The organism is Diaphorobacter caeni, from assembly GCF_015354245.1.
GTDB lineage: Bacteria > Pseudomonadota > Gammaproteobacteria > Burkholderiales > Burkholderiaceae_C > Diaphorobacter_A > Diaphorobacter_A caeni.
The window spans coordinates 1-25,387 of sequence record NZ_JADKYZ010000015.1 but is presented as its reverse complement, the minus strand read 5'-3'; the positions used below and the strand labels follow the sequence as shown (position 1 = coordinate 25,387).

Below are 25,387 nucleotides of genomic sequence, written 5' to 3'. Positions count from 1 at the left end.
AGTCAGTTCCACCATTCGGAGATGAGGCATCCATGACAAACAATGAATCGACGCGCGTGGCCGTTGTGACCGGCGGTGGTTCGGGCATCGGCGAGGCGGTGGCGCATCAGCTGGCCGATGCGGGGCATCGCGTGGCGTTGCTCGACATCCAGATCGACAACGCCCGTGCGGTGGCGGCAGCGCTCAACGCGCGGCGCGCGGGCTGCGCGATGGCGGTGGCGCTCGACGTGAGCGATCCGGCGTCGGTGGATGCGGCCTTTGGCGCGGTCGAGCAGCAGTTCGGCAAGGCGGCCGATGTGCTGGTCAACAGCGCGGGCATCATGCCGGTGGCCTCGGTGATGGAGTGCTCCTACGAGCTGTTTCGCAAGGCGATGGAAGTGAACGTGGGAGGCACTTTCCTGTGCTCGCAGCGCGCCGCCAAGGGCATGATCGCGCAGCAGTACGGACGCATCGTGAATCTGGCGTCGATCAGCTCCGAACGTGCGGGTGTGGGCCGCGTGGCCTATGGCACGTCAAAGACGGCCATCGCGGGGCTCACGCGCCAGTTCGCCATGGAGCTGGGCTGCCACGGCATCACCGTCAACGCGGTCGCGCCGGGTCCGGTGCTCACGCCGATGACCGAGAAGAACTACACGCCCGAGACCAAACGCGCGTTCGAGGCGATGATCCCCGCGAAGCGCATGGGTCAGGTGAACGAGATCGCCAACGCCATCGTCTACCTCTGCGGCGACGGAGCGGCGTACGTCAACGGCGTGCTGCTGCCGGTGGATGGCGGCTATCTGGCGGCGGGCGTGGGAACGACGGCGGGCATCAAGGCCTGAAAGCCTCTCAGCGCAATTCGCCGTTCACGAACACCTTGAGCTCGCCGCTCTTGAACGCAGTCCACTCCTCGTTGGTGGTGAGCGGCGCGGTCACGACCACGGCGACCTTGTCGTCGGGCGTGGTTTCGGAGGCGAAGTTCACCTTGAGGTCTTCATCGCAGAGCTGCGCCTGGGTGAACGGGTGCTTGCGCTCGAGGTAGTACAGGTGGGTGGAGGCGTGCGCCCAGAGCGCCTGGCCGTTGGAGAGCAGGAAGTTGAAGGTGCCGTGCTTGGCGATGCCGGGCGCGAGTTCGCGCAGGGTGAGCGTGAGCTCGTCCACGCTGGGCATGCAGGCGTGCGATTTCGACAGCTCCTGCATGATCCAGCAGAAGGCCTGTTCGCTGTCGGTGCTGCCGACCGGCTGGAAGTGGCTGTGCAGCTTGGGGCTGAAACTCTTCAGATCGCCGTTGTGCGCAAACACCCAGTAGTGCCCCCAGAGCTCGCGCACGAACGGGTGGCAGTTCTCCAGACTCACGACGCCCTGGGTGGCCTTGCGGATGTGGGCGATGACGTTCTTGCTGCGGATCGGGTACTCGCGGATCAGCTTGGCGACAGGCGAGTCGATGGCGCGCTCGTGGTCGACGAAATGGCGCAGGCCCTTGTCCTCGAAGAACGCGATGCCCCAGCCGTCGGTGTGATCGCCGGTGTTGCCCGCGCGTTGGGCGAACCCCGAGAAACTGAAGCGCACGTCAGTCGGGGTGTTGCAGTTCATTCCTAATAGCTGGCACATGCGTGGGGGGCTTTCGCAGTTCGTTCGTTCGGCCGTGGCCCATCAAGGCGCGGCCGGTTGGTGACCACTATAGGTTAGTACAAACTCAGTCGCTTCGGACGGTCGCGGGGTGCGGAGAGCGCAATTGTGTGGCGGCGGCCATGGCGACGAGGCACAGCGCGGTGAGCAGCGCAAAGCATTCGTGGAAGGCGATCAGGTGCGCGGCCTTGGTGCCGAGCGCGACGTCGGCCTCGTGCACCTCCATGCGCCACTGCAGCACGATGCCGAACAGGCTCACGCCCGCCGCGCCGCCGAGCATGCGGATGAAGCTGATGGTGCTCGATCCCTGCGCGATCAGCGACTTGTCGAGCGGGCGCATGGCGCCGAGGTTCAGACTCGGAAGAATGAAACCGAGGCCGATGCGGCCGACGATGATGAAGGCGGCCAGCAGCCAGAGCGCCGTGCTCGATCCGACGAAGATCATCAGCGCGAACGACAGCGCCAGCAGCCCGAGGCCGATGCTCACCAGCCAGTGCGTGGGCTGGCGGTCGGCCATGCGCCCGACGACGGGGAAGGTCATCGCCAGCACGATGCCGGCGGGCAGCAGCAGATTGCCCGCGTAGCTTGCCGACAGGCCGATGCCCATCTGCATGAACAGCGGCAGCAGGTAGGTCGATCCGAACATCGCGGTGCCGTACACCGCCGAGACGATGCAGCCCATCACGAACGGGCGGCAGCGGAACAGGCGCAGGTCCATGAGCGGCTTGCGGCCGCGCGCGAGCATGAGCTTCTGCCAGAGCACGAATCCCACCAGCAGCGCCAGCGCGAGAGCGAGCAGCAGCAGCGCCGGGCCGCGTGGCTCGTGGTGGAGCTGGGCCATGCCGTTGAGCAGACTCAGCGTGCCGCCCGCGCCGAGCGAGAGGCCGATCCAGTCGAGGCCCGAGGTGTTTTCGCCCACGGCGGCCCCGCCGGGCGAGGAGTGCGGCACGAGCTTGAGGCCCAGCCACAGCGACAGCAGCGTGACCGGCACGACCATGAAGAAGGTGCTGCGCCAGCCCATCAGGTCGGTGAGCACGCCGCCGAGGGCGGGAGCGATGGCCGGCGCCAGCACCACGCCCATGCCGAAGAGTCCGCCCGCGCGGCCCTGTTCATGCGGCTTGAAGGCGTGCAGGATGATGACGGCCGGAATCGGCTGGATGATGCCCGCGGCCATGCCTTCGGCGACGCGCGAGATCAGCACCATCGGAAAATTCTGTGCGAAGCCGCCGATGGTCGCACCAACCATGAGCAGCAGAACGGCGCCCACATAGGTGGCGCGGTAGCCGAAGCGCGTGAGCAGCCAGGGCGTGGTGAGCATGGACACGGTGGAGGCCACCATGAAACCCGAGGTGATCCACTGCGCGCGAGCCTGCCCGAGCTCGAAGAACGCGCTCATGGCCGGAATGGCCACGTTCACGCTGGTGGAGGGAATCAGCGAAGCGATGGTGCCCGCCAGAACGGAGAGCAGCAGCAGCCAGCGGTAGCGATCGCCATAGCGCTCGCGCAACGCGCTGGCCGAGGCAGAGCCACTGAAGGTGGCCTGCAGGAAACCCTTCATCTCACTGACGGTCCAGCCAGAGCTTGCCGCCGGTGGCCCAGTTCTCGCGCTTGACGTCGGTGATCAGGATGTCGACGGACTCGGGCGAGCCGCCCAGCACTTCCACGCTCACGCGGGTGATCTCTTCGGCCAGCTTGCGCTTTTGCTCGACGGTGCGGCCTTCCATCATTTCGATGTGGTACGTTGGCATTTCGGGTCCTTTGCAGAAGTGAAAAAAGCGAGCGCGAATCATATCGGCTGCTGGTGATATCTGCAGGCACGGGGGCCCGTTCGAGGGCACGAAATGCGCAGTTTTCGCGCTGCGGTGTGAATGGCCGCTCTGGCGTCAATCCGATGCGGGTGCGGGGCGGGCGCAGGCCGGGCAGATGCAGGCCTTGCCGCGCTGCTCCTCGGGGACGCGTGCCAGAGCCTCGCGCGAGACAGGTTCATTCATGCACCAGCAGCTCTCGGGCGGCAGGCCTGCGACAATCGCGCATTGATTGGCCTGTCCGCACAGTGGGCAGTGGCTGGTGTCTGGGGCGTCGTGTTCTGCGGGGCTCATGGGGTACTCCAAGGCGCAGTGTATCGGCAGTGGAGTGTCCGGTTTTTCAAAGCAAGCACATGATTTTCTACGCAAGCCTGATCGTTTTGCCCGTGGCCCTGTGGCTGTGGTGGCCTCTGCTGCAGCGCGAGAAGCGCGGCGCTTTCTGGTTCGCGTTCCTTGTCACCGCGCTGCTGGGGGCCATGCCTGCCGCGCTGATCTGGGCGATGCGCAGCACCACGCTGGCCTACGACGTGATCGCACCGCTGCAGGTGGCTGCGGGCTGGGTCTTCTGCGCGCTCGCGCTGGCGTTTGTGATGGCGTTGGTGCGCGACATCGTCGGTCTGCTGCTGGCGCTGGTGGGTGGGGGCATGTCACCGCGCGCGCGTGGGCTCGCCACGGGGCTTGGCGTGGTGATCTCGCTGCTGGTGTCGGCCTTTGGCGTGACGCAGGCGCTCAAGCTGCCGGACGTGCACGAGCAGGACATCGCGCTCACCGGCCTGCCCGCCGAGTTCGATGGGCTGCGCGTGGCCGTGATCGCCGACATCCACGCCAGTCCGATCAACAACGCACGCTATGTGCACGGCATCGTCGACCGCACACTGGCGGCGATGCCCGATCTCATCGTGCTGCCCGGTGACATGGTGGACGGCGACGTCGCCACCCAGGCGGGCAACCTCGCGCCGCTGGCGCAGCTGCGCGCCAAGTACGGCGTGTTCGCCGCGCCCGGCAATCACGAGTACTACAGCGGCTACGAAGCCTGGGCGCGGGTGTTCCGCGCGCAGCACCTCAACTATCTGGAGAACCAGACCCAGCGCGTGAAGATCAAGGGCCGCACGCTCGCGATTTCGGGCATCGGTGACCCGGCCTATGGCCGCCTCTCGCAGCAGAACGCCGACCCGGGCGTGCCCGAGGGGCTGCCGCCCGACATCGCCGCCGTGGCGAAGCAGGCCAAGGGTGCGGATTTCCATCTGCTGCTCGCGCACCAGCCCAAGCTCGCGCGCGAGAACGCGGCGCAGGGCGTGGGGCTGCAGATCTCGGGCCATACGCATGGTGGTCACATCCTCGGCATGGACCGCTGGCTGGTCGCGCCGGTCAACAACGGTTTTGTGCGCGGCACCTACGACGTGGATCGCATGAAGCTCTTCGTGAGCAACGGCGCGGGGCTGTGGGCAGGCTTTGCGGTGCGCCTCGGCGTGCCATCCCGCATCGACGTTCTCGTGCTGCGCAAGGCGCCCTGAGGGGAGCTAGCACAAACAGCCTGAAATGGATGTAGTCCTTGCCGTCTCACGAAGGTTGAATATTGCAACTTTTGTAAATAATTGACGGTAAGTTTCCAGTAAGTGGAACATATAAGATTCAGAGCACGTGTGAAAATTGACTCGAATCAAGACTGGTACTCGTTTTTGGAACGGAAAATTCAAAAAAACCTATGTAAATCAATAGGTTAAAACATGTAGACACATCCATTGACCAACTTTTTCAAAAAACCCGCATGTTCGTAATGCGGTTGCTAAAGTTGTTGACATGTCTTCAAAACTTCACCTCGTTTCCAACGGCCTGTCGCGTCGCGACTGGCTGCGTTTTTCCGGAGCCGTAGCCCTGGGCAGCGCCATGACGCTGGCCGGTTGCAAAACCACCCAGATGACCGGCGGCTCGTTCCTGCAGCCTTGGCAGGAGCACATGGACTGGACCAACGCGCGTTGGCGCAGTGTTCTCTCCGGCATGAAGGACCTCGGCTGTGATTCGCTGTTCCTGCAATGGGTGGGGATCGAGGGCGAGTCGCTGGACAAGTGGGACGCGCGTGGCCGCATGCTGCAGCGTCTGATGGACGAGGCCGCCAAGCTCGGCATGGGCGTTCACATCGGCCTGCCCTACAACGAGAGCTGGTGGACCGCGATCGGCCAGAGCGATGCCGACGTCGCCAACTACCTGCAGAACATCGCCGCGAATTCCATCGCCTACATGCGCTCGGTCACCTGGCCCAGGCATCCCGCGTTCGCCGGTTGGTACATCCCGTATGAGCTCGAACAGTACGACTTCGGCCGTTCGCAGGCGCGCCTCGAGATGGTGGCGGGCTGGCTCAAGCAGCTGTCGGACGTGGCCATCGAGACCTCGGGCCGCGAGCCCAGCGTGTCGACCTACTACAGCGTCATGGGCACGCCCGAGCAGCTGGCCACCATGTGGAGCTACATCCTCGACCGCGTGGTCCTGCGCCCGATGATCCAGGACGGCGTCGGCGTGAACGGCATGAACAACTACACCAACCTCGAGCCTCTGCATCAGATGCTGCTCAAGCGCGGCGCGAACTTCGATCTGATCGTCGAGCTGTTCGAAATGAAGCAGGGCGCGGCCAACGTGACCGGCGAATTCGACGCGCAGACCGCCGGGCTTGAGCGCCTGCGTGCGCAGTGGAACGTGGCGCAGGCTTATGGCTCGAGGCGCGTCGTGGCGTTCGCGCTCGAACCCTGGGTCTCGCAGGACACGGCCGAGGGCGTGCAGCTGCGCAATGTGTGGAAGTCTTCCATGCGCGCGCAGCAGAGGCAGCAGCGCTGAGCGGCGGCGCGCTCGAGCGGTCGGTAAGACCTCAGATGCGCTTGCCGATGATGTCGCGCATGATCTCGCTGGTGCCGCCCAGGATCCGCAGCGCGCGTGCGTCGGTCCACGCGCGGCCGATGCCGTAGTCAGCCATGTACCCGTAGCCGCCGAAGAGCTGCAGCAGCTCGTCGAGCTGCCTGTTCTGCATCTCGGTGGCGTTGAGCTTGGCGATGGCGGCGGTGACGGGATCGAGCTCACCGCGCATGTGCTTGCCAAGGCAATCGTCGAGAAACGTGCGCAGCATGGTGGTCTGGGCGATGGCGTCGGCGAGCTTGAAGCGCGCGTTCTGGAAATCGACGACGCGGCGGCCGAAGGCCTTGCGTTGCTTCACGTACAGCGCGGTCGCATCGATCATGCCTTCAAGATTCGCTCCGGCGCGCAGCGCGATCGCGAGGCGCTCCTGCGCCAGCTCGACGCTTGCATGCTCGAAGGCCGCGTTCTCTTCGCCGAGCCGGTTTTCGAGCGGTATCTTGACATCGTCAAAGAACAGTTCACTCGTGTCCTGTGCATGCTGGCCGATCTTTCTGAGCGGCACGCCATGCGAGAAGCCGGGCATGCCGCGTTCGACCACGAACAGCGAGAGCCCGCGCGCACCGAGGTCCGGCGCGGTGCTGGCCAGGACGATCACGATGTCGGCGTTCGTGCCGTTGGTGATGAAGGTCTTGGTGCCATTGAGCACATAGTGGCCGCGCTCGCGCCGCGCGCGGGTGCGCACGGCCTTGAGATCGCTGCCCGCATCGGGCTCGGTCATCGCGATGGCGCCGATGCATTCGCCGTCGGTCATGCGCGTGAGCCAGCGGTCCTTCTGCTCGCGCGTGCCCAGATGCAGGATGTACGGGGCCACCATGTCGGAGTGGATCGAGAAGCCGATGCCCAGGCAGTTGTTGCGCGCCAGCGTTTCGAGCACCACGGTCGCGTGACCGAAATCTCCGCCTTGCCCCCAGGGCGCGGGGATCGCGCAGTTGAGCAGCCCGTTCGCACCGGCCTTGCGCCACAGTCCGCGAGGCGTCACGCCGAGCTCTTCCCACTGTGCGTAGAAGGGCAGGATTTCCTGTTTGACGAAGCGCTCCACCTGCGTCTGGAGCAGCAGGTGGTCTTCACGCAGAACGGTGCGGTTCATCGGCGGTCGCTTGGATTCCAAGGCAGGGTCGGGCGGGTTCTTGGTCACGGTTTGTACCCATCGGTTGAGCTGCGCTGGCCGCGCAGCACGGGTTGACTCGCGCTGCCCATGAGGAACAGGCTGAAATGCTCGCCAGGCTGCAGCGCGGGCAACTCGAGCGTGGCGGTGTCCACCTGCGCGCAGCGGCCCACCAGCCTGGCTTTCACCGGATTGATGGCGCGCGCCGTGGTGGCACCGTAGGCGACAGGGCTGAACAGCGGCGTGCCTGCAGGCGCGATGCCCACGGCGCCCTCGTTGCAGTCCGCGCTGAGGTTGTAGAAGCGCAGTCCGGCCTTCAACGCATCCTGCGGTGCGCCGGCGGAGTCGTCGAGCACCTTGAGCTGCGTGGCATTGGTTGGCGACGAAGGCATCAGCGAGGTGAAGCTGTCGGGCGCGACCGTGAGCGGTGCCGAGGCCTTGCCGTTGATCGTCACGACGAACTCGGTCTGCCCCTTGACGATGGCGTAGCTTGAAGCGACGACGTCGCCCTTGAGCGTCTGCTCGGGTCCGCTGGCGATCTTCACGCGCAGCGGTGCCGTTCCCGGATTGATCACGCGAACGAACGACGAGCCAGCGGGTGGACGCGAGGCGTAGAGCTGCCCGAAGGCGCCCTCGGCCAGCGCTTCGGGCGTGCTCAGCATGGCCAGCGTGCCCACGGCGGTCAGCGCCGCGCAGCCTGCCGCGCTCGCGAGGCCGGGGAAAAAGCGGTGGGCGCGGTTCATGCCGGTTGTCCCGTGAGCTGATCCGGCCGAGGCACGGGCCGGCTGGCGGCGGGCGTGCGACTTTCGCGGTACATCTGCTCGAGCTTCTTGCGGTCCGCCTTGTCGGTCTGCGACATTGGAAAGCCGTGGCAGACCAGCAGCTCGGACGGCACCATGTAGGACGGCACGCGGCGCGCGAGAATCGCCTTCCAGTCCTGAAGCCCGGCGCCGGGCGCATGCAGGCCGGGCGGGCCCGCGTGGTCCGGATCGACGAAGCCGATCATGCGCACGATCACGCCGTCGGGCCGCTTGAGCGCGATGGCCGCGCCTGCGCGCACGCCGGGCAGCAGCGCGAGCGCCGCATCGACCTCGGCGAGTTCGATGCGGTAGCCGTGCAGCTTGATCTGGTCATCGCGACGACCGCGGAACGTGACGAGGCCTTGGGCATCCATGTCGCCGATGTCGCCGCTGCGGTAGCCGCGCTTGCCGTTGCGCACGAACATGCGGGTCTCGTTGAGATCGGGGCGGTTCAGATAGCCGCGCATCACATGGTCGCCCGCGATGCAGATCTCGCCGTCCTCGATGAAGACGTCGGCATACGGCTTGGCACGGCCGATGGGGAAGGGCAACGGCGCGGCGCGGCGCATGACGGGATCGACCTCGACCCAGGTGGTCGAGCAGGTCGCTTCGGTCGGGCCATACGAGTTGATGATGCGGATGTCGGGAAAGCGCTCCCAGATCGCCTCGGCCATGGTGGGCGTGAGCGACTCCGCGCCGAACACGAAGACCTTCAGATCGGGCAGGTGCTGGGCGGTGAAGTCGGCGCTCAGCATCTGCTGGCGCAGGAACGAGGGCGTCGACGCCCAGATCGACACGCGGCTTTTCGCGAGATAGTCCATGAACGCGGTGCTGTCCTCGATGGTCTCGCGTGCGCACAGTGCCACCGTGCCGCCGCAGGTCAGCGCGCCGACCCAGTTGAACAGCGAGAAGTCGAAGCTGAAGAGCATCTGGTCCATGAACACCGGCGCGTGGCCGAGCTGCAGGCACTCGCGCACCCAGCTTGCGAACAGACCCATGCTCTCGCGTCCGATCTGCACGCCCTTGGGATCGCCCGTGCTGCCGGAGGTGAACATGATGTAGGCCACGCCCTTCTCGGCGAGCTCCGCGCCCTCCTGTCCGGTGGCGGCAAAGCGGTGCGTCTGCGCGTCGTAGACGAGCCGCGCATGCACGAGTTCCGTGATGCGACGCACGCGCTCGGCGGGGTTGATGACGTCAATGGGAACGAAGGGCACGCCAAGCCGCAGGCAGCCGAGCATCGCGACGACGAAGTCGGACTCCTTGTGGCCGGTGATCACCAGCGGCTGATCGGCGCGGGCACCGGCCTCGGTCGCCATCATCATCCACACGTCCACGGCGGTGCGCAGCGCCTGCCAGCTCATGGGGCCGCAGGCGTCGTGGATCGCCGCAAGCCGGGGGTGTTCCGAGAGTTCACTGAACTCGAAGGTGTCGAAGTCAAACCGCATGTTGCTCTCCTTTCGCGGAGCGCCCGCTCAGCAGGCGCTCCCGCACGGAATTCCAGTCCGTTTTCTTGTCAATCGTGCTCAGGCATGTGCCCGCGCCTGTATGTACTGCGCCAGCGTCTGCACCGATTGCAGATGCACGTCGATCTCCGAGGGCGGGATCTTCACGCCGAACTCGCGCTCGACGGCGAGCGTGACGTCGACGGCGGACAGCGAATCGACCAGACCGGAGTCGATCAGCAGGGTTTCCGAGTCGACGGGCGTCATGATGATTCCCTCGATCAGCGATGCGGCGCGGGATTCGATTTCGTTCATGCTCATGGGGTGCTCCTTCTCTTTGAAAAAACGGGGGGTCAGAACTGGAAATACAGGAAACGCGTTTCCTTGTGCACGTTGGCCACGCACAGCGCGAGCAGCAGCAGCGTGGTCACCATCCAGCCGAGGCTGGGCCGCCAGCTCAGCAGTTGGCTGGGGTTTTTCAATGTCTTGAACAGCGCGGGCGAGAAGCCGCCCAGAATCTGGTGTGCGTTCGGCGTGAACCAGGCGATGGCGAGCAGCAGCGCGATGTACACGCCCTGCAGGTGATGGCCGATGACGAGCCGCCATGCGTCCCCGAACGACATGCCCACCGCGTGCCCGAGCGATTCGAGCCCTTCGAAGCCGCGCAGGCCGAACATGCCTTCGATGAGCTGCCAGGCCTTGCCCATGCCATCGGCGCGGAAGAACGCCTGGCCGATCAGCACTGCCGCGAACGTGATCAGCACGCAGGCCACTTGCATCAGCGGTCCGCTGTGGCGCTGGTTGGCGGGCTTCTTGCCCACCACGAAGATGCGCCAGCCATGGTTGATCGACAGGCACAGCCCGTGCCAGATGCCGAACACCAGATACTGCATGCCCGCGCCGTGCCACACGCCGGCCAGGCCCATGGTGAACAGCGTCGGCACGATGATGGTGGCGGCGAATCCGCCCGGTGATCTGGCGGCGCTGGAGCCCACGCTCATTCCGCGTTTTTCGCGCGCGCGGGAGACCGCCATCGCCACGGGATAGTAGAGATAGGCGGTGAGATAGCGCGTGAGCGTGATGTGCCAGCGCGCCCAGAAATCAATGATGCTCGCCGCCTTGTAGGGCGAGTTGAAGTTCAGCGGAAAGCCGATGCCGAACATCTTCGCGAGGCCAAGCGCCATGTCCGAGTAGCCCGAGAAATCGAAGTAGATCTGCAGCGCATAGCAGAGGCTCGTGGCCCACGATCCCCAGAACTGCAGCTCGCCGGGCGCCGCAAAGCCTGCGTCCACATAGGGCGCGATGCCGTCGGCGAGCAGCACCTTCTTGGCCAGGCCGATGACGAACAGCACGCCGCCGATCGACAGGTTCTCGGCCTTGAAGCGGTAGTTCGCGGGGTCCGCGAACTGGGGAATCATTTCCTTGTGGTGCAGGATGGGGCCGGCGATCAGGTGCGGGAAGAAGGTCACGAAGAGCACGTAGCTCAGAAAGCCTTTTTCCTTGACCAGACCCGAGCGGCAATCGAGCAGGAAGCCGATCTGCGTGAAGGTGAAGAACGAGATGCCCAGCGGCAGGATCAGCGTGTCCATCGCGCCGTGCGTGAGCCCCCATTCGCTGAGGAAGTTGAACAGCGCCGCGAAATACTTGTAGTGGAACAGCACAGCGAGGTCGACGATCACGCTGGCGCCGGTGATCAGCAACTGCTTTCTGGGCGATCCCGAGAAGCGCAGGATCAGCAGCCCGGCAAGGTAGTTGAAGACGATGGAGCACGACAGCAGCGCGACGAACTGCGGGTTCCACCAGCCATAGAAAATGAACGACGAGATGCACAGCCAGAGCGCCGCGAGCCGGAGGCTGACGCGGCCTGCGGCGTAGTAGCCCATCAACGCGATGGGCAGGAACAGCAGCAGAAAGAGGTAGGAATTGAACAGCATGGTGCGTCACCCTCCCTGCGTGGAGGCCGCTGCCAGAACCGGCACGGTGATCTCCTTGAGCGCCTTCTTTTCGTCGTCGGTCAAGGGCAGCGACAAGGTGTTTTCAGAGAACTCCCAGATCACGAGCTGAAGGCTTTGCGGCCAGCTGGACTCCTGCTTGAGCGCCTTGATCATCGCGCCGGCGAACTGGCCGCCGTCCATGCTGAGGTTCCACACCTCCTGCCCCAGATCGTTGCCCAGCCATTCGGCGAAGTTGCTGCGCAGACCGTTCGAGCTGCCGGCCAGCAGCACGCGCGGCGGCGGCGTGTCGTCGAGCAGTCCGCCGCTGCGCACCGGGGTGATCGTCTGCGAAGGAGCGGATTCGATCTCGGGCCGCCAGCCCTCGGGCGCGTCCTTGAGACCCGAGAGCACCAGCAGATCGCCCATGCGCGGCGCGGGTGCGCTGGGCGCCGAGATGTCGAAGCGCTGATCGCCGCGCTGGCCGCCCAGCAGCGCGATCGCTTGGGCCGCGACGGCGTGCGCTGCGCGCTGCGCGCCCGCAGCGTTCATGTGCACATCGGTGCGGAAGTACATGTCCTCCGGTTGCTTTTCCAGCGTGGCGCGGAGATCGGCGAAGGGGATGCTGCGCTTGGACAGCCCGTTGCTCAGTTCGTCGTAGCGCGCCTGCATGCTGCGGCTCATCGTGCGGCCGCACAGGTATTCATTTTCGACACGCGCCTTGTCGGGCACGGCGACCACCAGCGTCTTGACGTTGCGGGCCTGCAGACGATCATGCCAGTGCTCGAGCAGCTGAAGGCGCTGCTGAACGACCTCGGGCGCGGTGCCCGGCTGCGCGCGCAGACCGTCGTGATAGAACATCCACTGCGGGCAGCCGAGCACGACCTGCTCGCCAAGATCACCCAGAAATCGGTAGCGCGTGGCAGCGCTTGCCATCTCGATCCAGCTCTGGCCGGGCAGGCGCAGTGACTGGTTGATGGCGGTCTCCGCGCTGCCGTTCATCCACGCCTCGCGCGTCGATTTTTCAGGTTTGAGTTCGGTCTGCGCGAGCGACCAGATGCCCACTCCGAGACCCGCCACCAGCAGCGCCATCCAGACGAGGGCGGAGGCGCGATGCCCCCGGCTGGGCGGATCGGCGGAGGGCGGGGCGTTTTCGCGCGGCGTCATGGCGTGGCACTCCCGAGGGCGCGGGTGACGCGCTGCGTCCATGTGTCGACGGGCATGACGGCCGCGTTGTCCCACAGACCCGCAGCATCGGGGCCTTGATTGAAGCTGGGCTCGAACATCTGCCAGACCAGCACCTGCGGCCTGGTCTGCTTGAACGAGGACGATTCGAGGTATTCCAGCAGCATCACCCAGGGGCCGATGTTGCCGGGTTTCCAGTTCAAAGACACGGGACGATCCAGCAGGTTGGAGAGCTTCTGCGGATAGCCGAAATACGGCTGGACCATGCTGTGTCCGGTCACGTGCACCGGAGCGGGAGCATCGTCGAGCAGGCCCTGTCCCTCGGCCTGGCGGCGCACGGTATAGACCTCGCGACCGACCTGCTTCTTTTCCTCGGGCGTGAGGAAGATCTCGGCCAGATCGCCGTAGCGCCGCTCCTTGGAGAGCGCGCCGAGCGGCGTGCCCGTGCCCGTGCTGCCCGAGAGCTGCGGCTGGATCTGGCGGATCGCGTCGGCCGTGCCCTGAGCGGTCGCGTCGGCGGCGTCGAGTGTCCAGTGCTGGTCGGTGCGGTAGAACACGTCGGCACCCGATGCGCTCACCTTTTTCAGCACGGCGAAATCGTCGAAGGTCCGAACGCCGGCGCGCTGCAGCTTGTCCTGGATGAGCGCATAGCGCTGCTCCACGGCGGGGCTGACCTTCGTGCCATCGGGCAGCTTGTCGGCGTAGAAATGCACCTTGTCGGGCAGCATGACGAGCAGCAGTGCGATGTGGCGCTCCTTGAGCAGCTGATTGACGCGGCCCACGAGCTGCACGGAGCGGTCGATGCCCGCCGTGTCCACCTGCGTGAGGCTGCCCCAGCCCGCGAAGAGCCATCCGTCCTTGCCCTTGATGACCAGTGAGGAGGCGTTGTTCTGCGCCCAGGCGATCTGCGTGGTGAGCAGCATGGCGGAGGCGACGGCGGCCATCCGCAACGCCGCACGACGCGTGTGCTGCGGGGCCTGCAGGCTTTCATCGTGATGGGTGTCTTGCTTCATTTGTGGTGTCTCCTGCGGTGCGTCCGTTGCCTCATCCGTTGCCTCATCCATGGCCCGTTTCAGTACCAGAGCGAGAGGCTCATGAACCAGCCCTTGGCGCGGTCCTTCTGGCCGCTGCCAAGGCTGGTGCGGTACTGCACGGTCCAGTCGACGTAGGAGCGCGGCGCGTTGTAGTGATCCTCGCGGAAGGCGTAGCGCGCGCTGACGCCGGCACCCGCGCCTGCGGACCAGGTCGAGCCGTTGCCCAGCACGCGCATCTCCTCGCTGAACTGCGGAACGCGTGCGCGGTAGTTCTGGCGCTGGTAGTCGGCCGCGAGAACGAAGTGCGGAAACAGCATCAGCCGCTCGCTCACCGAGTCCATGCGGACGCTGCGGCCCACGCGCATTTCGGCGTTGGCGAACCACTGGTCGCGCCGGTACTTGCCGCGTTGGCGTCCGCCGTCGGTGCCGGTGTTCTGGTCGCGCATCCAGAAATTGGCGGACAGGTCTTCGCGGTAGTAGCCGCCCTGCACGTAGCCTTCCATCGTGAACCAGCTCGGCATGTCATGGCGCAGCGCCGTGCCGCGATAGAAGCCATAGGTCGCGTAGGCCAGCCATCCGCCCTGGCTCGCGTTTGCGTCGAACAGGATGGACTGCGCATTGCCGACGACGGGGGCTCCGGGCTGCGATGGATCGCGTCCGCTGAGCTTGCAGCGCAGGTCGGCCGAGGCGGGCGTGACCGAGCCCGAGCGCGTTGTCGATCCGAGCAGAAAGCGCCGCTCCAGACCGACGGAGAAGGCGTAGTCGGTGGATGGCGTGAAGCGCACACCCAGCGCTCCGATGGTGGTCGGCATGCCGGAGACGCCGTCGTATCGGCTGGCACCGAGCGGTATCGGGCGGCCGGTGCAGGGGTCGATGACGGACTGTTCCGGCGCGCTCGACGATCCCGCATGCAGCGTGCTCATCACGCGGCCGTAGACCTCGAAGATCTGATTGCCCTCGTTGAGGAACTGCGGTGGCCGCCAGTAGACATCGGCCATGCCGAAGACCGAGTCCGAGCCGGTCGTGATCGGCGTGTTGTTGAGGCCCGATCCCGCAGCGCGTGCGCCCCGGTAGCTGGTTGACACCGACGCGCCCCATTCGCGCGACAGGCCCGCGATGGCGCTTCGTGTGTTGTAGCGCTGCTCGGGTGTGAGCTCAAGTTCGTTGCCGTCGCTCTGGTCGATGGCCTGCTTGAACATCGCCACCGCCTCCGGCTTGCGGCCCACACGCGCGAGCGCATAGCCCTCGTCGAGGATGGCGAGCGGTGGCGCCTTGCCGGTGGCGCGCGCGGCCTGGAAGTCCTTGAGCGCCGCGAGCGATTCATTGCGCCGCTGGCGGATGTAGGCGCGCTGCATCAGCAGGTTGGCGTCGCCGGGCTTGGTCTGGAGTTCGGCGTTGATGCGCTCGAGCGCGCGCGACTGCTGCGCGGTGTTGCCCGTCGCGAGCGTGATGGTCAGCAGGTTCTGCATCAGCGGGCTGTCGGGGTCCTGCTCCACGGCCTTTTCCGCCTGGGCGATGGCCTCCTGCCAGTCCTGCTTTCCGTAGGCCGCATAGGCCTTGGCGCTGGCGGTGTTGGCCTCGTCGGCGGGCTTCATGTCGCACACCGAGCCGTAGGGCGTCAGGTGGCAGTCCATGTTGGGCGGCGGGTAGCTCGCGCGGGTGAGCTCCTTGGGCGGCGCTTCGCGGTCCGCGATCTGCTGGAGGCGCCGCGCCACGGGCTGGTCGTCCGCAGGCAGCGGCGCAAGCAGCGCCTTCGCGCGCTCGAAATCGCCGACGGCGAGCGCAGCGTCGGTGGCGACGAGGCGGATGCCGGTGCGCTGCACGTCGTCGAGCCAGTCCTGCACCATGGCGTCGTCGAAGTCCTTGTTGGCCTGTTCGGTCTTGAGCTGGCGCTGGCGGAAATACGCGCGCATGACGAGCGCGTTGGTGTCCTCCACATCCTGCGAGAGCGCGTCGCTGGCGGCCGCTTCGCCTTCGGCCATGCGGTTGGCGAGCACGAGCGTGGTGAGCAGCAGCAAGCGGTGGCTCTGCGTGTCCGGCGCGAGGTCGACGGCCTTGCGGGCGAGATCGACGGCGTTGTCGTTCTGGAACTCTCCCAGTGCCCGATAGGCGCCGACGGCCGGCTCTGCCGACATGGATTTGAGCAGCGCCTGTTTGCGTGCCTGCAGGTCATTGTGGTTCGGCGCGCCGAGCGCGATGGCGGCATCGGCCGCGTCCACGGCGGCTTGCAATTTGCTCTGCGCCTCGAGCGCGGTGATCCACAGCAGTGCCCAGTTGCCCTGCGATGGGTCGATCCGGAAGGCCTTTTCGGCAAGCTGAGCGGCGGACGCGTACTTCTGCGCGTTGTAGTCCACAAACGCCTGCGTGGCGATGGGAAACCCCTGCCGGAAGGCGTCGCTTTGCACCGCGCCGCCAGCGGCCTGCAGATTGCTTTTGGCCTGATCCAGCTCGTCGGACCGCAGGCCATAGGCCTGCGCTTCGTTGATGGCGGCGCGCGCGTCCTCGATCTTGCCCTGCTTTTGCAGCGCGTAGACGAGCAGCATGCGCAAGCGCAGCACGTCGGGCCGCAACGCGATCGCGCGACGCGCGAGCTGTTCGGCCTGTGGATAGCGCTTGGCGTCATAGGCCGCATAGGCTTGCCTTGCCGTGCGGTAGGCCTGGCCCTTGAGCGATCGCTCTGCGGCCTGTGCGGGAGCAGTCGCTGCCGCCGCTGTCGCGGGTGCCGCATGGGGCGCGGCATGGGCTGCGCCCGCGCCCAGCGTGAGCGCGACGGCCGCATTGGCGCTGACGAGCAACGTGCGCATCATGCAGGCTCCGGCATGAGTGGGGCTGGACGCGACACCTCCTCCACATACAGCTGGTAGGAGATGGCTTCCTGCAGGGTGTCCTCGTCAAGCAGATGCTGCTGGATCAGCACTTCACCCAGCTGCAGTCCCAGTTGCTTCTGACGTTGCAGCGCGTGGGTCAGCTGTTCGTCGTTGATGACCTTCCAGCTCACGAGCAGGTCGCCCAGACTCTGACGCTGCTGCACGAGCTGGTCTGCGGACGGGAAGTCGTGCATGGTCTTGTCCCATGCAAGGCGCTTGCCGGTGAAGATGTGCACGATGAACAGCTTCCAGGCGCGTGCTGCGGCCGCGGCGTTGATGAAGTTGCCGATCACCATGCGCGGCGCGGAGAGCAGCGCATGCTCCCAGCCGTAGAGGTGGTTGACAAAGAAGCCGCGCTGCACGGTTCTGAGCACCAACGCGATGCCGTTGAGCAGGATGAGCGTGCCCACCCAGCCGCGCGGAGAGAACTGCGTCGGGAAATAGGTCTGCCACCAGCCCATCTTGTCCGCCAGCCAGAACGCCAGAAAGTTCAGCAGCAGCAGGTAGCCCGCAATCGCCACGAACGACGTGACGAGGCCCTTGCGGTCGCGGAACAGCAGGTACTTCGTGGCGAGCGATCCCTTCCATCCCACCTGCCTCCAGCCCTGCAGGCCGATGCCCAGCGTCCATCGCGCCTTCTGGCGGTAGGCCGTCTTGAACGTGTTGGGGAAGAACTCGCGGATGTCGAGCGGCAGCTTGCGAGTCTCTTCCTTCAGCGGGCCGAAGCCGAACCAGGTCTGGCGGCGGGTGGGGTGATCCACGGGAAAGCTGGCGAAGATCTGCTTCATGCCCATGCGCGACAGACGCACGCCGATGTCGTAGTCCTCGGTCAGCGTGTCGGTGTTGAAGGGCTGGTTGTGCGTCTGGCGCGCCAGAGCGTCCATCGCGCGGCGCGAGAAGCAGGTGCCCACGCCCGCCGAAGGCACCATGTGCGACATGCTCTCGCGCACGACGAGGTCCTTGGTGTGCCATTCGGCGAACTCGTCCATGTAGGTGCCCGCGACCAGTTCATACCAGTTGCGCTCGATGGATGCGACGGGCAGCTGAATGAAGTCCACGCCGGGCAGCAGGTAGTTGTAGTACTTGAGCTCCAGCGGGTGGAGCACGTCCTCGCTGTCGTGCAGGATGAGGCCCGCGAACGGCGTTTCCTGCCGCTGGTTCTGCTGAAGAATGGCCTGCACCAGCCAGTTCAGGCAGTCGGCCTTGCAGGTGGGGCCGTCGTGCGGCACCTCCACGCGGATCAGCTGGCGATAGCGGCGGCGCATGCGCTCGACCTCGTTCTTGGTGCGCTCGTCGTTCTGGTATGTGCCCACGAAGATCATGTAGTTCTTGTATTCGAGCGTGCTCACCATGCTCTCGAGCATCATCGCGATGACGTCATATTCGAGCCAGGCGGGCACCATGATCGCCAGCGGCTGCTCGCGCTTGGCGCGCACCGCTTCGCTGCTCAGCGGCGCATGCCGCACGCGCACGAAGAAGCGGCGGTACAGCTTGCGGATCCAGAACCACGCGTCGACGAACAGGTCGTCCACGCTGGAGATGAAGATGACGAGGGCCACGACGACACCGGCGATCTCGAGCCAGTGGTAGTAGTCGGCGACCAGATACGGCCAGTAGTGCGATGACATCATGATGTTGCTCCCTCCATTGCCTGCGATTTGCGTTTGGCTCTGCGTGCCGCGATGGCCGCGGCCACCAGCAGCGCGAAGAAGACGACCAGCGTCACCAGCGTCACCGGGACACCCCAGGAAAACAGACTGCGCCACTCGTACATGGTCCCCGCCGTGTTGGCGTCGGCGGCGCTCACCACGGAGCCGGTGGCGTTCACCCAGGCGACCTCGGTGCCCGGGCCGAGCAGCGCGAGCCGTCCGTGATTGACCAGCAGGCCCGTGGGCCGCACGCGTGTCTCTGCACCCAGCGGATACCACAGCAGGCCGTTCTGGCCGCCGGCGTGAACCGCCTGCACCGCCGTCACGCCACTGGCCCGTGGCCACGGCAGGCCCTTGATCGGCGTGCCGCGCAGCGCGACCTGCATGTCCTGCAGCGCGAAGGCGCGCGGCGTGCCGGGCAGGTCCACATCGAGCGCGACGAAGGGCTGCGTGGGCGCGAAGGATTTCTTTTCGTCGACCAGTATGAGCCGCGAAGCGATGGGCGAGACGTTGGCGGCCGCAGTCAGCTGAATGGTGTTCGTGATACCCCGTCGCGCCTGTGTGAGATAGCTCTGCGGAACGGCGATGTCGGCCGTTCTGCCCAGACTGCTGATGACGTCGGCGAACGCGGGCCTGTCGGTGGATTGCGTGCCGGCACCTGCCGCCGCGCCCGCGTTGAAGCGCACGTCGAACTGCAGCGCGGTTGCGGGTATCGCGGTGGGCGGCGTGCAACCTCCGGAGGGCGCATCCTGCTTCACCGAAACCTGCAGCACGTTGATGGCGCTGAGGGCATAGACGGGGATGTCGGCGGCCAGCGTTTCGCGCTCGCCCGAGCCCTTGAGATTGCGCGCCGCCAGCAGAATGCCGTTCCAGTGCAGCACGCCGACGGGGCTTTGCTGCCTGGCGTTGTCGGGCAGTTGAAAGCTGACCTGGATGTGCGACGGCGTATGGCCGGACGCCAGCGGCGGCGTGAGCGCAAAGCTCGCGGCCCAGTTCTGGGGGGCCTGCACGGTGAACTGCTGCCGCTGCTGTGGCGCCTGGCCGTTGGTGGATTCGCGCAGCAGCGGATGATGGGCCTGGCTGCTGGCAAGGCGTGCGGCGCCGTCGGCAACAGCCGTGAGCGGCTGCCATTGCGCGTGGGTGTCGAGCGCCGCGATGCTGGCCGCGCCGTCGGCCTTGATGGCCCAGGCGCTGTGCGCGCCGAACGGGGTCGGCACGAGCGCGGCAAGCGCGCCGGAGGCCCGGGCCAACGGCATGCGTCTGTCGCGCCACTGCTGGAACACGGCGAGCGCGTCTTCGTCGGTGATCTGCATCTGCAGCGCATCGAGCGCGCTCGCCAGCTGACTTTGCAAATGCGCGTCCACGACGACGACGTCGGCGAGCAGGCCACCCGCATCGAGCATCAGCAGCGCGCCGATTTCGGCGGCGCTCGCGATGGCGTGGTGTTCGCTCGCATCGTTCAGTGCCGCGAAGGCGTTGATGGGCATGAGTGCGGGCGGCACGCTCAGCGTGCGCGTGTCCACGATGTCGCCGACGCTGGGCAGCGCATGCACCGAGACCTGCCGTCCCTGCCTGGCCATCGCGAGACCGACGCGCCATGCGGTGTCGAACGTTTCACGGCTCAACGGAGGCGCAGCGACCAGCAGGAAGGGCCGCTCGGGCATCGCGGCCACGGCCTGTGACCAGGTGCCGGTCTTCGGCGTGGGCGTGGGCATGCCCGCGCCGTGGTAGGACAGATAGGTTTCCGGATTCAGCGCCACCGCTCCGGTGGTTTTCGCGTCGCAGGTGGCGGGGGCCTGCGGTCCCACCTGCATGCCGATGCGCGCCAGGGGCGCGGAGCCGGCCAGCGGCAGCACAGTGCGCACCAGCTCGTCGGGCTTGCCCGGAGTGACGGGTGGCAGGGCAGTGGCCGCGCCGTTGACGGCAAGGGCCGGTGCGGGCTGGTTCGCGGGGGTCGTGATCACCAGCGAACGTGTGCTGTCCGCACCATGCTGCGGCCAGTAGAACTCCTGCAGCGAATCGGCGGGAATGTTCACCGATTGCCCCATCACGCCCAGTGCCGTGAGCGAAATGCGCTGTTCGAACCGCTGCCCCTGGCCGAGCTGCTGCAGTCCTTCGGCAAGCGGGCTGGCGTGCGCGCAAACGCTGGTCAGCAACCAGGCCGTGGCGGCGATGGCGGTGCTTGCGTGGGCGACGATCCGCCCCACCGGCGCATGTCGGGCAGGCGAAGTCTTGTGCGAGGACATGGTGGGCTCCTCAGCCGCCGGACTGCATCGGCACCGCGTGCGCCGATGGGATGGACGGGCTCTCGTCCACGCCAGCGCCGAACTCGCGGAAGCTGCGGCCGAGCAGGGCCGCGACGATGCGCTGCGAGGCCTTGCCGTCACCATACGGGTTGATGCGGCGCGCGAAGGATGCGTGGTAGTGCGCGTCGTCCAGCAGGCGCGTCACGGCGGCATGAATGCGCTCGGTGCGGGTGCCGACGATGGTGACCGTGCCGGCTGCAACGGCCTCGGGGCGCTCGGTCACGTCGCGCATCACCAGCACCGGCTTGCCGAGATACGGAGCCTCCTCCTGCACGCCGCCCGAATCGGTGAGGATGATGTGCGCGCGCTGCATCATCCAGACGAAGTCGAGATAGTCGAGCGGCTCGATCAGATGGATGCGGTCGCACTGGCCGAGCGAGGACATCACCACGTTGCGCACGGCCGGGTTCAGGTGCACCGGGTAGACGATCTGCACGTCGCGGCGCACCGAGAGTTCGGCGAGCGCCGCGCAGATCGAGCGAAAGCCGTCGCCGAAGCTCTCGCGGCGATGGCCGGTCACGAGAATCAGCTTGCGTTCAGGGTCGATCCACGGATAGTCGGCCCGCATGCGGGCGCCGAGGACGGCGTCCTTCTGCAGCGTGTCGCAGGTGGAGGCGAGGGCATCGATGACGGTGTTGCCGGTGACGTGGATGCGGCCCTGCAGGTTCTCGCGCAGCAGATTGGCCTTGGACGTCAGGGTGGGCGCGAACATCCATTCGCTCACGCCGTCCACGGTGCGCCGGTTCATTTCCTCGGGAAACGGCATCGAGAGATTGCCGGTGCGCAGCCCGGCCTCCACATGCCCCACGGGCGTGCGCCGATGGAAGGCGGCCAGAGCGCAGGCGCAGGCGGTGCTTGTGTCGCCATGCACCAGCACCACGTCCGGACGCACATTGGCGATCACCTCGTCCACGCCGGACATCGCACGGGTGAACAGGCCGTTGAGCGACTGGTTGGGCTGCATCACGGCGAGATCGAAATCGGCCCGGATCTGAAACAGCTGCATCACCTGATCCAGCATCTGACGATGCTGACCGGTCACGCACACCAAGCTCTCGATGCCTGGCGTCAGATCCAGCACCTTGACCAACGGCGCCATTTTGATGGCTTCAGGCCGTGTACCAAAGACGGAAAGAATCTTCTTCATCTTGTCGTCGATTGCCGTTGGGCAATCCCCCCCTGATGGCCCTTCGTTGCACGCGCTTTTCATGCGCGTTGCAGAAGGTGTTCAACCCCGCCTCAATCGGCGGGCTCCTCGCAAAATCTATTGAAAAGTTGTTTTCAATAGTCTGTATTTTTGACTTCTCGAGCAATTACGCAACCGGTCACCCGTGCCTACTTGTGACAGATTTGTTGCTTTTGTGAGTGACCAAAATATCGGTTGAAAAAATCAATCTATGGAAAATCTATAATTCATAGCGCTTTCTCAATGAGTGATCGCTCACACATATTGCGCTCGAAAACTCTCATCCGACGTTGCGATTCACCCCGGCTTGAACTTCTTACCCAGCGGGAAGCGCAGTAGCATTTGGAAATACCCAGTTCTGGGGAGGCTTCGTAAGGTTTGTTTGCAATCAAGCGCGCAAAGGGCCGCAAGACCGAAAAAGCCGACACATCACAGATGTTTTCCAGTGGTGGGGCTGAGAAGGCAAAAGCAAACGCAAAAGCAAAAGCAAAAGCAAAAGCAAAGACTTGGCCCAACGCCCCGCCAGTCAGTGGTGCACGGCGCGGCGCTCCTCCTGCGGTGCATGGCCCGAGGCGGCATGGGAGAGGGCGGGAGATGGCTGAGGATGACTGGGATGGCGCGAAGCCACCCGGAGAGCGGTGCCGCTCGGGAAACAAAAAAAGCCCGCTGCGAACAGCGGGCTCTTGAGAGGTCGAGGGACGGTGGCGCGTCTTACTTAGCGCCGGCCTTCACCTTCAGGCGCCATGCGTGCAGCAGCGGCTCGGTGTAGCCCGAAGGCTGCTCTTCGCCCTTGAACACCAGTTCCTGCGCGGCTTGCATGGCGGCGCCCTGGGGGTTCTTTTCAAGGCTGATGTAGCTGGCGTCACCGGCGTTCTGCCCGTCCACCACCTTGGCCATGCGCGTGAACGTGTCGAGCACTTGTTCCTTGGTGACGATGCCGTGCAGCAGCCAGTTGGCGATGTGCTGGCTGGAGATGCGCAGCGTGGCGCGGTCTTCCATCAGGCCGACGTTGTGGATGTCCGGCACCTTGGAGCAGCCAATGCCTGCATCCACCCAACGCACCACGTAGCCCAAGATACCTTGCACGTTGTTGTCCAGCTCTTGCTGCTTCTCGGCGTCGCTCCACTTGGGGTCCTTGGCGACCGGCACTTGGAGCAGGTCGGCCAGGATGTCGTCGCGAACGTCGTCGGCGCTGGTCTTCTCCAGTTCCTTTTGCACGTCTTCCACGCTCACCTGGTGGTAGTGCAGCGCGTGCAGCGTGGCTCCGGTGGGCGATGGCACCCAGGCGGTGTTGGCACCGGCCTTGGGGTGGGCGATCTTCTGCTCCAGCATGGCCTTCATCAGGTCAGGCATGGCCCACATGCCCTTGCCGATCTGGGCGCGGCCGCGCAGACCCATGGTCAGGCCGACGAGCACGTTGTTCTTCTCATAGGCCTGCAGCCATGCGCTGGTCTTCATCTCGCCCTTGCGCACCATCGGGCCCGCTTGCATGGCGGTGTGCATTTCGTCGCCAGTGCGGTCGAGGAAGCCGGTGTTGATGAACGCCACGCGTGCGGGCGCTGCGGCGATGGATGCCTTCAGGTTCACGCTGGTGCGGCGCTCTTCATCCATGATGCCGAGCTTGACGGTGTTCTCGGGCAGACCGAGCAGCTTCTCGACGCGGCCAAACAGTTCGTTGGCAAAGCCGACTTCTGCGGGGCCGTGCATCTTCGGCTTGACGATGTACACGCTGCCGGTACGGCTGTTCTTGATGCCGTTGGCACCGTGGCCCTTCAGGTCGTGGATGGCGATGGCGGTGGTGACCACGGCGTCCATGATGCCTTCGGGGATTTCCTTCTTGTCCGCGCCCCACAGGATTGCAGGGTTGGTCATCAGGTGGCCCACATTGCGCAGGAACATCAGCGAGCGGCCATGCAGCTTGAGCGGCTTGCCGTCGGCGCCGGTGTATTCACGGTCGGCGTTCAGGCCGCGCGTCACGGTCTTGCCGCCCTTGTCAAACGACTCGGTCAGCGTGCCCTTCAAAATGCCCAGCCAGTTGCTGTAGCCCAGCACCTTGTCTTCAGCGTCCACCGCGGCCACGGAGTCTTCCAGGTCGAGAATCGTGGAGACAGCCGCTTCCACCACCACGTCGGACACGCCCGCCGCGTCGGTCTTGCCGATGGCGGTGGTGTTGTCGATGCGGATGTCGATGTGCATGCCGTTGTTGATCAGCAGAATCGACTGCGGAGCCGCTGCATCACCCTGATAGCCGACGAACTTGGCCGCGTCCTTCAGGCCCGTGGTGGAGCCGTCCTTGAGCGTCACTTCCAGCTTGCCGGCAACCACCTTGTACGCGGTTGCATCCTTGTGCGAACCCTTGGCAAGCGGCACGGCCTGGTCGAGGAAGTTGCGAGCGAATTCGATCACCTTCGCGCCGCGCACGGGGTTGTAGCCCTTGCCCTTTTCAGCGCCGCCTTCTTCGCTGATGGCGTCGGTGCCGTACAGCGCGTCATACAGCGAGCCCCAACGTGCGTTGGCTGCGTTCAGTGCGTAGCGTGCGTTCAGGATCGGCACCACGAGCTGCGGGCCGGCGATCTTGGCCAGTTCGGCATCGACGTTTTCGGTCGTGGCCTTGGCGCCCTTGGGCGGCTCGACCAGATAGCCGATCTTCGTCAGGAAGTCGCGGTAGGCGGCCATGTTGGTGATGGGGCCGGGGTTGGCCTTGTGCCAGGTGTCCAGCTCCTTCTGCAGGCGGTCACGTTCGGCCAGCAGGGCGGCGTTCTTGGGCGCGAGGTCGGCGACCAGCGCGTCGAAACCCTTCCAGAACGAGGCGCTGTCCACGCCCGTGCCCGGCAGGACATCCTTGTCCACGAAGTTGTACAGCTCGGAAGCGACTTGAAGGCCGTGAACGGCAATGCGATCGGTCATGGTGTGTCTACCTCTACCTTGAATTACTGGAAAGCGGGATGCTGCAGCCCGAGGAAAGCTCTGGCATCGTGATATGACACTGTATTGCGAACTGTTTGGCGAATCAATCACGCGAAATGCGTTTTATCTGTGACTTATATGTATGGAATGCGGGACTTTGGCCCCCAAAGCGCCCAGCATGTCGCGCCGATGCCGCAGCCCGAGTCCGGACTCGCCGCATGGATCGACATCCGTGTATGTTGATGCGATCATGTCGATCAGTTCTGATGAGGGTGATTTTCGATGGCTCGGGTTGCACTGTTGCACTTTGGCTGCACGCGGCCAAATACTGAAACGGATGTGAATCCCAGCTCTCTTTGAGGGGCGAAACAGGCGTTTGTCCATAGAGCACGCCGTGCTACGAACATTTTTACTTGATAGTCAGATACTTGTGGTTCACAAAAGATGACAGTGAAAGAATAATTTATTCCTCACAAAGTTGACCCTAATCAGAACTGATTCATTAGAATCACTTCAGGCGCTTAAAAAACAGGCTATTCGTAAAAGTGGGTTGAAACGGGATCAAAGCTCCCCCGCCTCGATCATGCGGATGAGTGTTGAAATGTCCGCACCGTAGTTCTTGGGCGGCGGCGGTGCTTTGTGTTGGTCGGCCTCCTTG

19 protein-coding genes are annotated in these 25,387 nt (G+C 65.2%); 3 read left to right on the top strand and 16 right to left on the bottom strand.

What is annotated here, in order from left to right:
* The first annotated feature begins 32 nt into the window (after positions 1-32).
* A complete protein-coding gene (locus ISG32_RS26075) occupies positions 33-821 on the top strand; it encodes an SDR family NAD(P)-dependent oxidoreductase (RefSeq protein WP_194773936.1) in 789 nt (262 codons plus the stop codon).
* 7 nt (positions 822-828) lie between these two features.
* Here the strand turns inward: ISG32_RS26075 and ISG32_RS26070 are convergent, their stop codons facing one another.
* The 4 genes from ISG32_RS26070 to ISG32_RS26055 form a co-directional block, all read right to left on the bottom strand.
* Positions 829-1,590 (bottom strand): class II glutamine amidotransferase, encoded by a 762-nt coding sequence (locus tag ISG32_RS26070; protein ID WP_194773935.1) that lies wholly within the window; start codon positions 1,588-1,590, stop codon positions 829-831.
* 85 nt (positions 1,591-1,675) lie between these two features.
* Positions 1,676-3,166, bottom strand: a complete 1,491-nt coding sequence (locus ISG32_RS26065) for a DHA2 family efflux MFS transporter permease subunit (protein WP_194773934.1) — start codon at positions 3,164-3,166, stop codon at positions 1,676-1,678.
* A 1-nt stretch (position 3,167) separates the two neighbouring features.
* Complete coding sequence (locus tag ISG32_RS26060) at positions 3,168-3,398, bottom strand: 4-oxalocrotonate tautomerase (RefSeq protein ID WP_166309799.1); 231 nt, start codon at positions 3,396-3,398, stop codon at positions 3,168-3,170.
* 93 nt (positions 3,399-3,491) lie between these two features.
* Entirely contained in the window at positions 3,492-3,707 is a 216-nt protein-coding gene (locus tag ISG32_RS26055) for a cysteine-rich CWC family protein (protein ID WP_194773933.1), read from the bottom strand.
* A 59-nt stretch (positions 3,708-3,766) separates the two neighbouring features.
* On the opposite strand from ISG32_RS26055, the gene ISG32_RS26050 reads away from it, so the two are divergent.
* Complete coding sequence (locus ISG32_RS26050; protein WP_194773932.1) at positions 3,767-4,927, top strand: metallophosphoesterase; 1,161 nt, start codon at positions 3,767-3,769, stop codon at positions 4,925-4,927.
* 286 nt (positions 4,928-5,213) lie between these two features.
* Positions 5,214-6,242 carry a DUF4434 domain-containing protein gene (locus tag ISG32_RS26045; protein ID WP_194773931.1) on the top strand — a complete coding sequence of 343 codons (1,029 nt, stop codon included), beginning with the start codon at positions 5,214-5,216 and terminating at the stop codon, positions 6,240-6,242.
* 31 nt (positions 6,243-6,273) lie between these two features.
* On the opposite strand, the gene ISG32_RS26040 is transcribed toward ISG32_RS26045, so the two are convergent.
* The 12 genes from ISG32_RS26040 to ISG32_RS25985 all read right to left on the bottom strand — a co-directional run bounded on the left by ISG32_RS26040 (position 6,274) and on the right by ISG32_RS25985 (position 24,729).
* On the bottom strand, positions 6,274-7,404 hold the full coding sequence (locus ISG32_RS26040) for an acyl-CoA dehydrogenase family protein (RefSeq protein WP_194773930.1): 1,131 nt from the start codon (positions 7,402-7,404) through the stop codon (positions 6,274-6,276).
* A 44-nt stretch (positions 7,405-7,448) separates the two neighbouring features.
* On the bottom strand, positions 7,449-8,165 hold the full coding sequence (locus tag ISG32_RS26035; protein ID WP_194773929.1) for an alginate O-acetyltransferase AlgF: 717 nt from the start codon (positions 8,163-8,165) through the stop codon (positions 7,449-7,451).
* The gene (locus ISG32_RS26030) at positions 8,162-9,667 is read right to left on the bottom strand and encodes an AMP-binding protein (protein ID WP_194773928.1); all 1,506 of its coding nucleotides are present in this window, start codon (positions 9,665-9,667) and stop codon (positions 8,162-8,164) included. Before ISG32_RS26030 ends, ISG32_RS26035 begins: the two co-directional genes overlap by 4 nt.
* Positions 9,668-9,745: 78 nt before the next feature.
* On the bottom strand, positions 9,746-9,985 hold the full coding sequence (locus ISG32_RS26025) for an acyl carrier protein (RefSeq protein ID WP_194773927.1): 240 nt from the start codon (positions 9,983-9,985) through the stop codon (positions 9,746-9,748).
* 32 nt (positions 9,986-10,017) lie between these two features.
* The gene (locus tag ISG32_RS26020) at positions 10,018-11,598 is read right to left on the bottom strand and encodes an MBOAT family O-acyltransferase (RefSeq protein ID WP_194773926.1); all 1,581 of its coding nucleotides are present in this window, start codon (positions 11,596-11,598) and stop codon (positions 10,018-10,020) included.
* 6 nt (positions 11,599-11,604) lie between these two features.
* Positions 11,605-12,762, bottom strand: coding sequence for an alginate O-acetyltransferase AlgX-related protein (locus ISG32_RS26015; RefSeq protein WP_194773925.1), 1,158 nt, complete (start codon positions 12,760-12,762; stop codon positions 11,605-11,607).
* Positions 12,759-13,793 (bottom strand): alginate O-acetyltransferase AlgX-related protein, encoded by a 1,035-nt coding sequence (locus ISG32_RS26010; RefSeq protein ID WP_194773924.1) that lies wholly within the window; start codon positions 13,791-13,793, stop codon positions 12,759-12,761. Before ISG32_RS26010 ends, ISG32_RS26015 begins: the two co-directional genes overlap by 4 nt.
* A 59-nt stretch (positions 13,794-13,852) precedes the next feature.
* Positions 13,853-16,621: an NfrA family protein gene (locus ISG32_RS26005; protein ID WP_194773923.1), complete on the bottom strand. Its 2,769-nt coding sequence runs from the start codon at positions 16,619-16,621 to the stop codon at positions 13,853-13,855.
* Positions 16,618-18,312 (bottom strand): glycosyl transferase family protein, encoded by a 1,695-nt coding sequence (locus ISG32_RS26000; protein WP_194773922.1) that lies wholly within the window; start codon positions 18,310-18,312, stop codon positions 16,618-16,620. The genes ISG32_RS26005 and ISG32_RS26000 overlap by 4 nt, the downstream gene beginning before the upstream one ends.
* Positions 18,309-20,576, bottom strand: a complete 2,268-nt coding sequence (locus ISG32_RS25995; RefSeq protein WP_194773921.1) for a hypothetical protein — start codon at positions 20,574-20,576, stop codon at positions 18,309-18,311. The genes ISG32_RS26000 and ISG32_RS25995 overlap by 4 nt, the downstream gene beginning before the upstream one ends.
* Before the next feature lie 10 nt (positions 20,577-20,586).
* Entirely contained in the window at positions 20,587-21,783 is a 1,197-nt protein-coding gene (wecB, locus tag ISG32_RS25990) for a non-hydrolyzing UDP-N-acetylglucosamine 2-epimerase (RefSeq protein WP_194773920.1), read from the bottom strand.
* A gap of 750 nt (positions 21,784-22,533) precedes the next feature.
* Positions 22,534-24,729, bottom strand: coding sequence for a malate synthase G (locus ISG32_RS25985; protein ID WP_194773919.1), 2,196 nt, complete (start codon positions 24,727-24,729; stop codon positions 22,534-22,536).
* Between the last annotated feature and the right edge of the window lie 658 nt (positions 24,730-25,387).

What these genes read in the sequence shown, in the direction of transcription:
- ISG32_RS26020 (WP_194773926.1), bottom strand. Translation starts at nt 11,598, where the DNA reads ATGCTGTTCAATTCCTACCTCTTTCTGCTGCTGTTCCTGCCCATCGCG.
- ISG32_RS26035 (WP_194773929.1), bottom strand. Translation starts at nt 8,165, where the DNA reads ATGAACCGCGCCCACCGCTTTTTCCCCGGCCTCGCGAGCGCGGCAGGC.
- ISG32_RS26045 (WP_194773931.1), top strand. Translation starts at nt 5,214, where the DNA reads ATGTCTTCAAAACTTCACCTCGTTTCCAACGGCCTGTCGCGTCGCGAC.
- ISG32_RS26055 (WP_194773933.1), bottom strand. Translation starts at nt 3,707, where the DNA reads ATGAGCCCCGCAGAACACGACGCCCCAGACACCAGCCACTGCCCACTG.
- ISG32_RS26070 (WP_194773935.1), bottom strand. Translation starts at nt 1,590, where the DNA reads ATGTGCCAGCTATTAGGAATGAACTGCAACACCCCGACTGACGTGCGC.
- ISG32_RS25995 (WP_194773921.1), bottom strand. Translation starts at nt 20,576, where the DNA reads ATGTCCTCGCACAAGACTTCGCCTGCCCGACATGCGCCGGTGGGGCGG.
- ISG32_RS26040 (WP_194773930.1), bottom strand. Translation starts at nt 7,404, where the DNA reads ATGAACCGCACCGTTCTGCGTGAAGACCACCTGCTGCTCCAGACGCAG.
- wecB (WP_194773920.1), bottom strand. Translation starts at nt 21,783, where the DNA reads ATGAAGAAGATTCTTTCCGTCTTTGGTACACGGCCTGAAGCCATCAAA.
- ISG32_RS26015 (WP_194773925.1), bottom strand. Translation starts at nt 12,762, where the DNA reads ATGACGCCGCGCGAAAACGCCCCGCCCTCCGCCGATCCGCCCAGCCGG.
- ISG32_RS26050 (WP_194773932.1), top strand. Translation starts at nt 3,767, where the DNA reads ATGATTTTCTACGCAAGCCTGATCGTTTTGCCCGTGGCCCTGTGGCTG.
- ISG32_RS26030 (WP_194773928.1), bottom strand. Translation starts at nt 9,667, where the DNA reads ATGCGGTTTGACTTCGACACCTTCGAGTTCAGTGAACTCTCGGAACAC.
- ISG32_RS25985 (WP_194773919.1), bottom strand. Translation starts at nt 24,729, where the DNA reads ATGACCGATCGCATTGCCGTTCACGGCCTTCAAGTCGCTTCCGAGCTG.
- ISG32_RS26025 (WP_194773927.1), bottom strand. Translation starts at nt 9,985, where the DNA reads ATGAGCATGAACGAAATCGAATCCCGCGCCGCATCGCTGATCGAGGGA.
- ISG32_RS26010 (WP_194773924.1), bottom strand. Translation starts at nt 13,793, where the DNA reads ATGAAGCAAGACACCCATCACGATGAAAGCCTGCAGGCCCCGCAGCAC.
- ISG32_RS26060 (WP_166309799.1), bottom strand. Translation starts at nt 3,398, where the DNA reads ATGATTCGCGCTCGCTTTTTTCACTTCTGCAAAGGACCCGAAATGCCA.
- ISG32_RS26065 (WP_194773934.1), bottom strand. Translation starts at nt 3,166, where the DNA reads ATGAAGGGTTTCCTGCAGGCCACCTTCAGTGGCTCTGCCTCGGCCAGC.
- ISG32_RS26005 (WP_194773923.1), bottom strand. Translation starts at nt 16,621, where the DNA reads ATGATGCGCACGTTGCTCGTCAGCGCCAATGCGGCCGTCGCGCTCACG.
- ISG32_RS26000 (WP_194773922.1), bottom strand. Translation starts at nt 18,312, where the DNA reads ATGATGTCATCGCACTACTGGCCGTATCTGGTCGCCGACTACTACCAC.
- ISG32_RS26075 (WP_194773936.1), top strand. Translation starts at nt 33, where the DNA reads ATGACAAACAATGAATCGACGCGCGTGGCCGTTGTGACCGGCGGTGGT.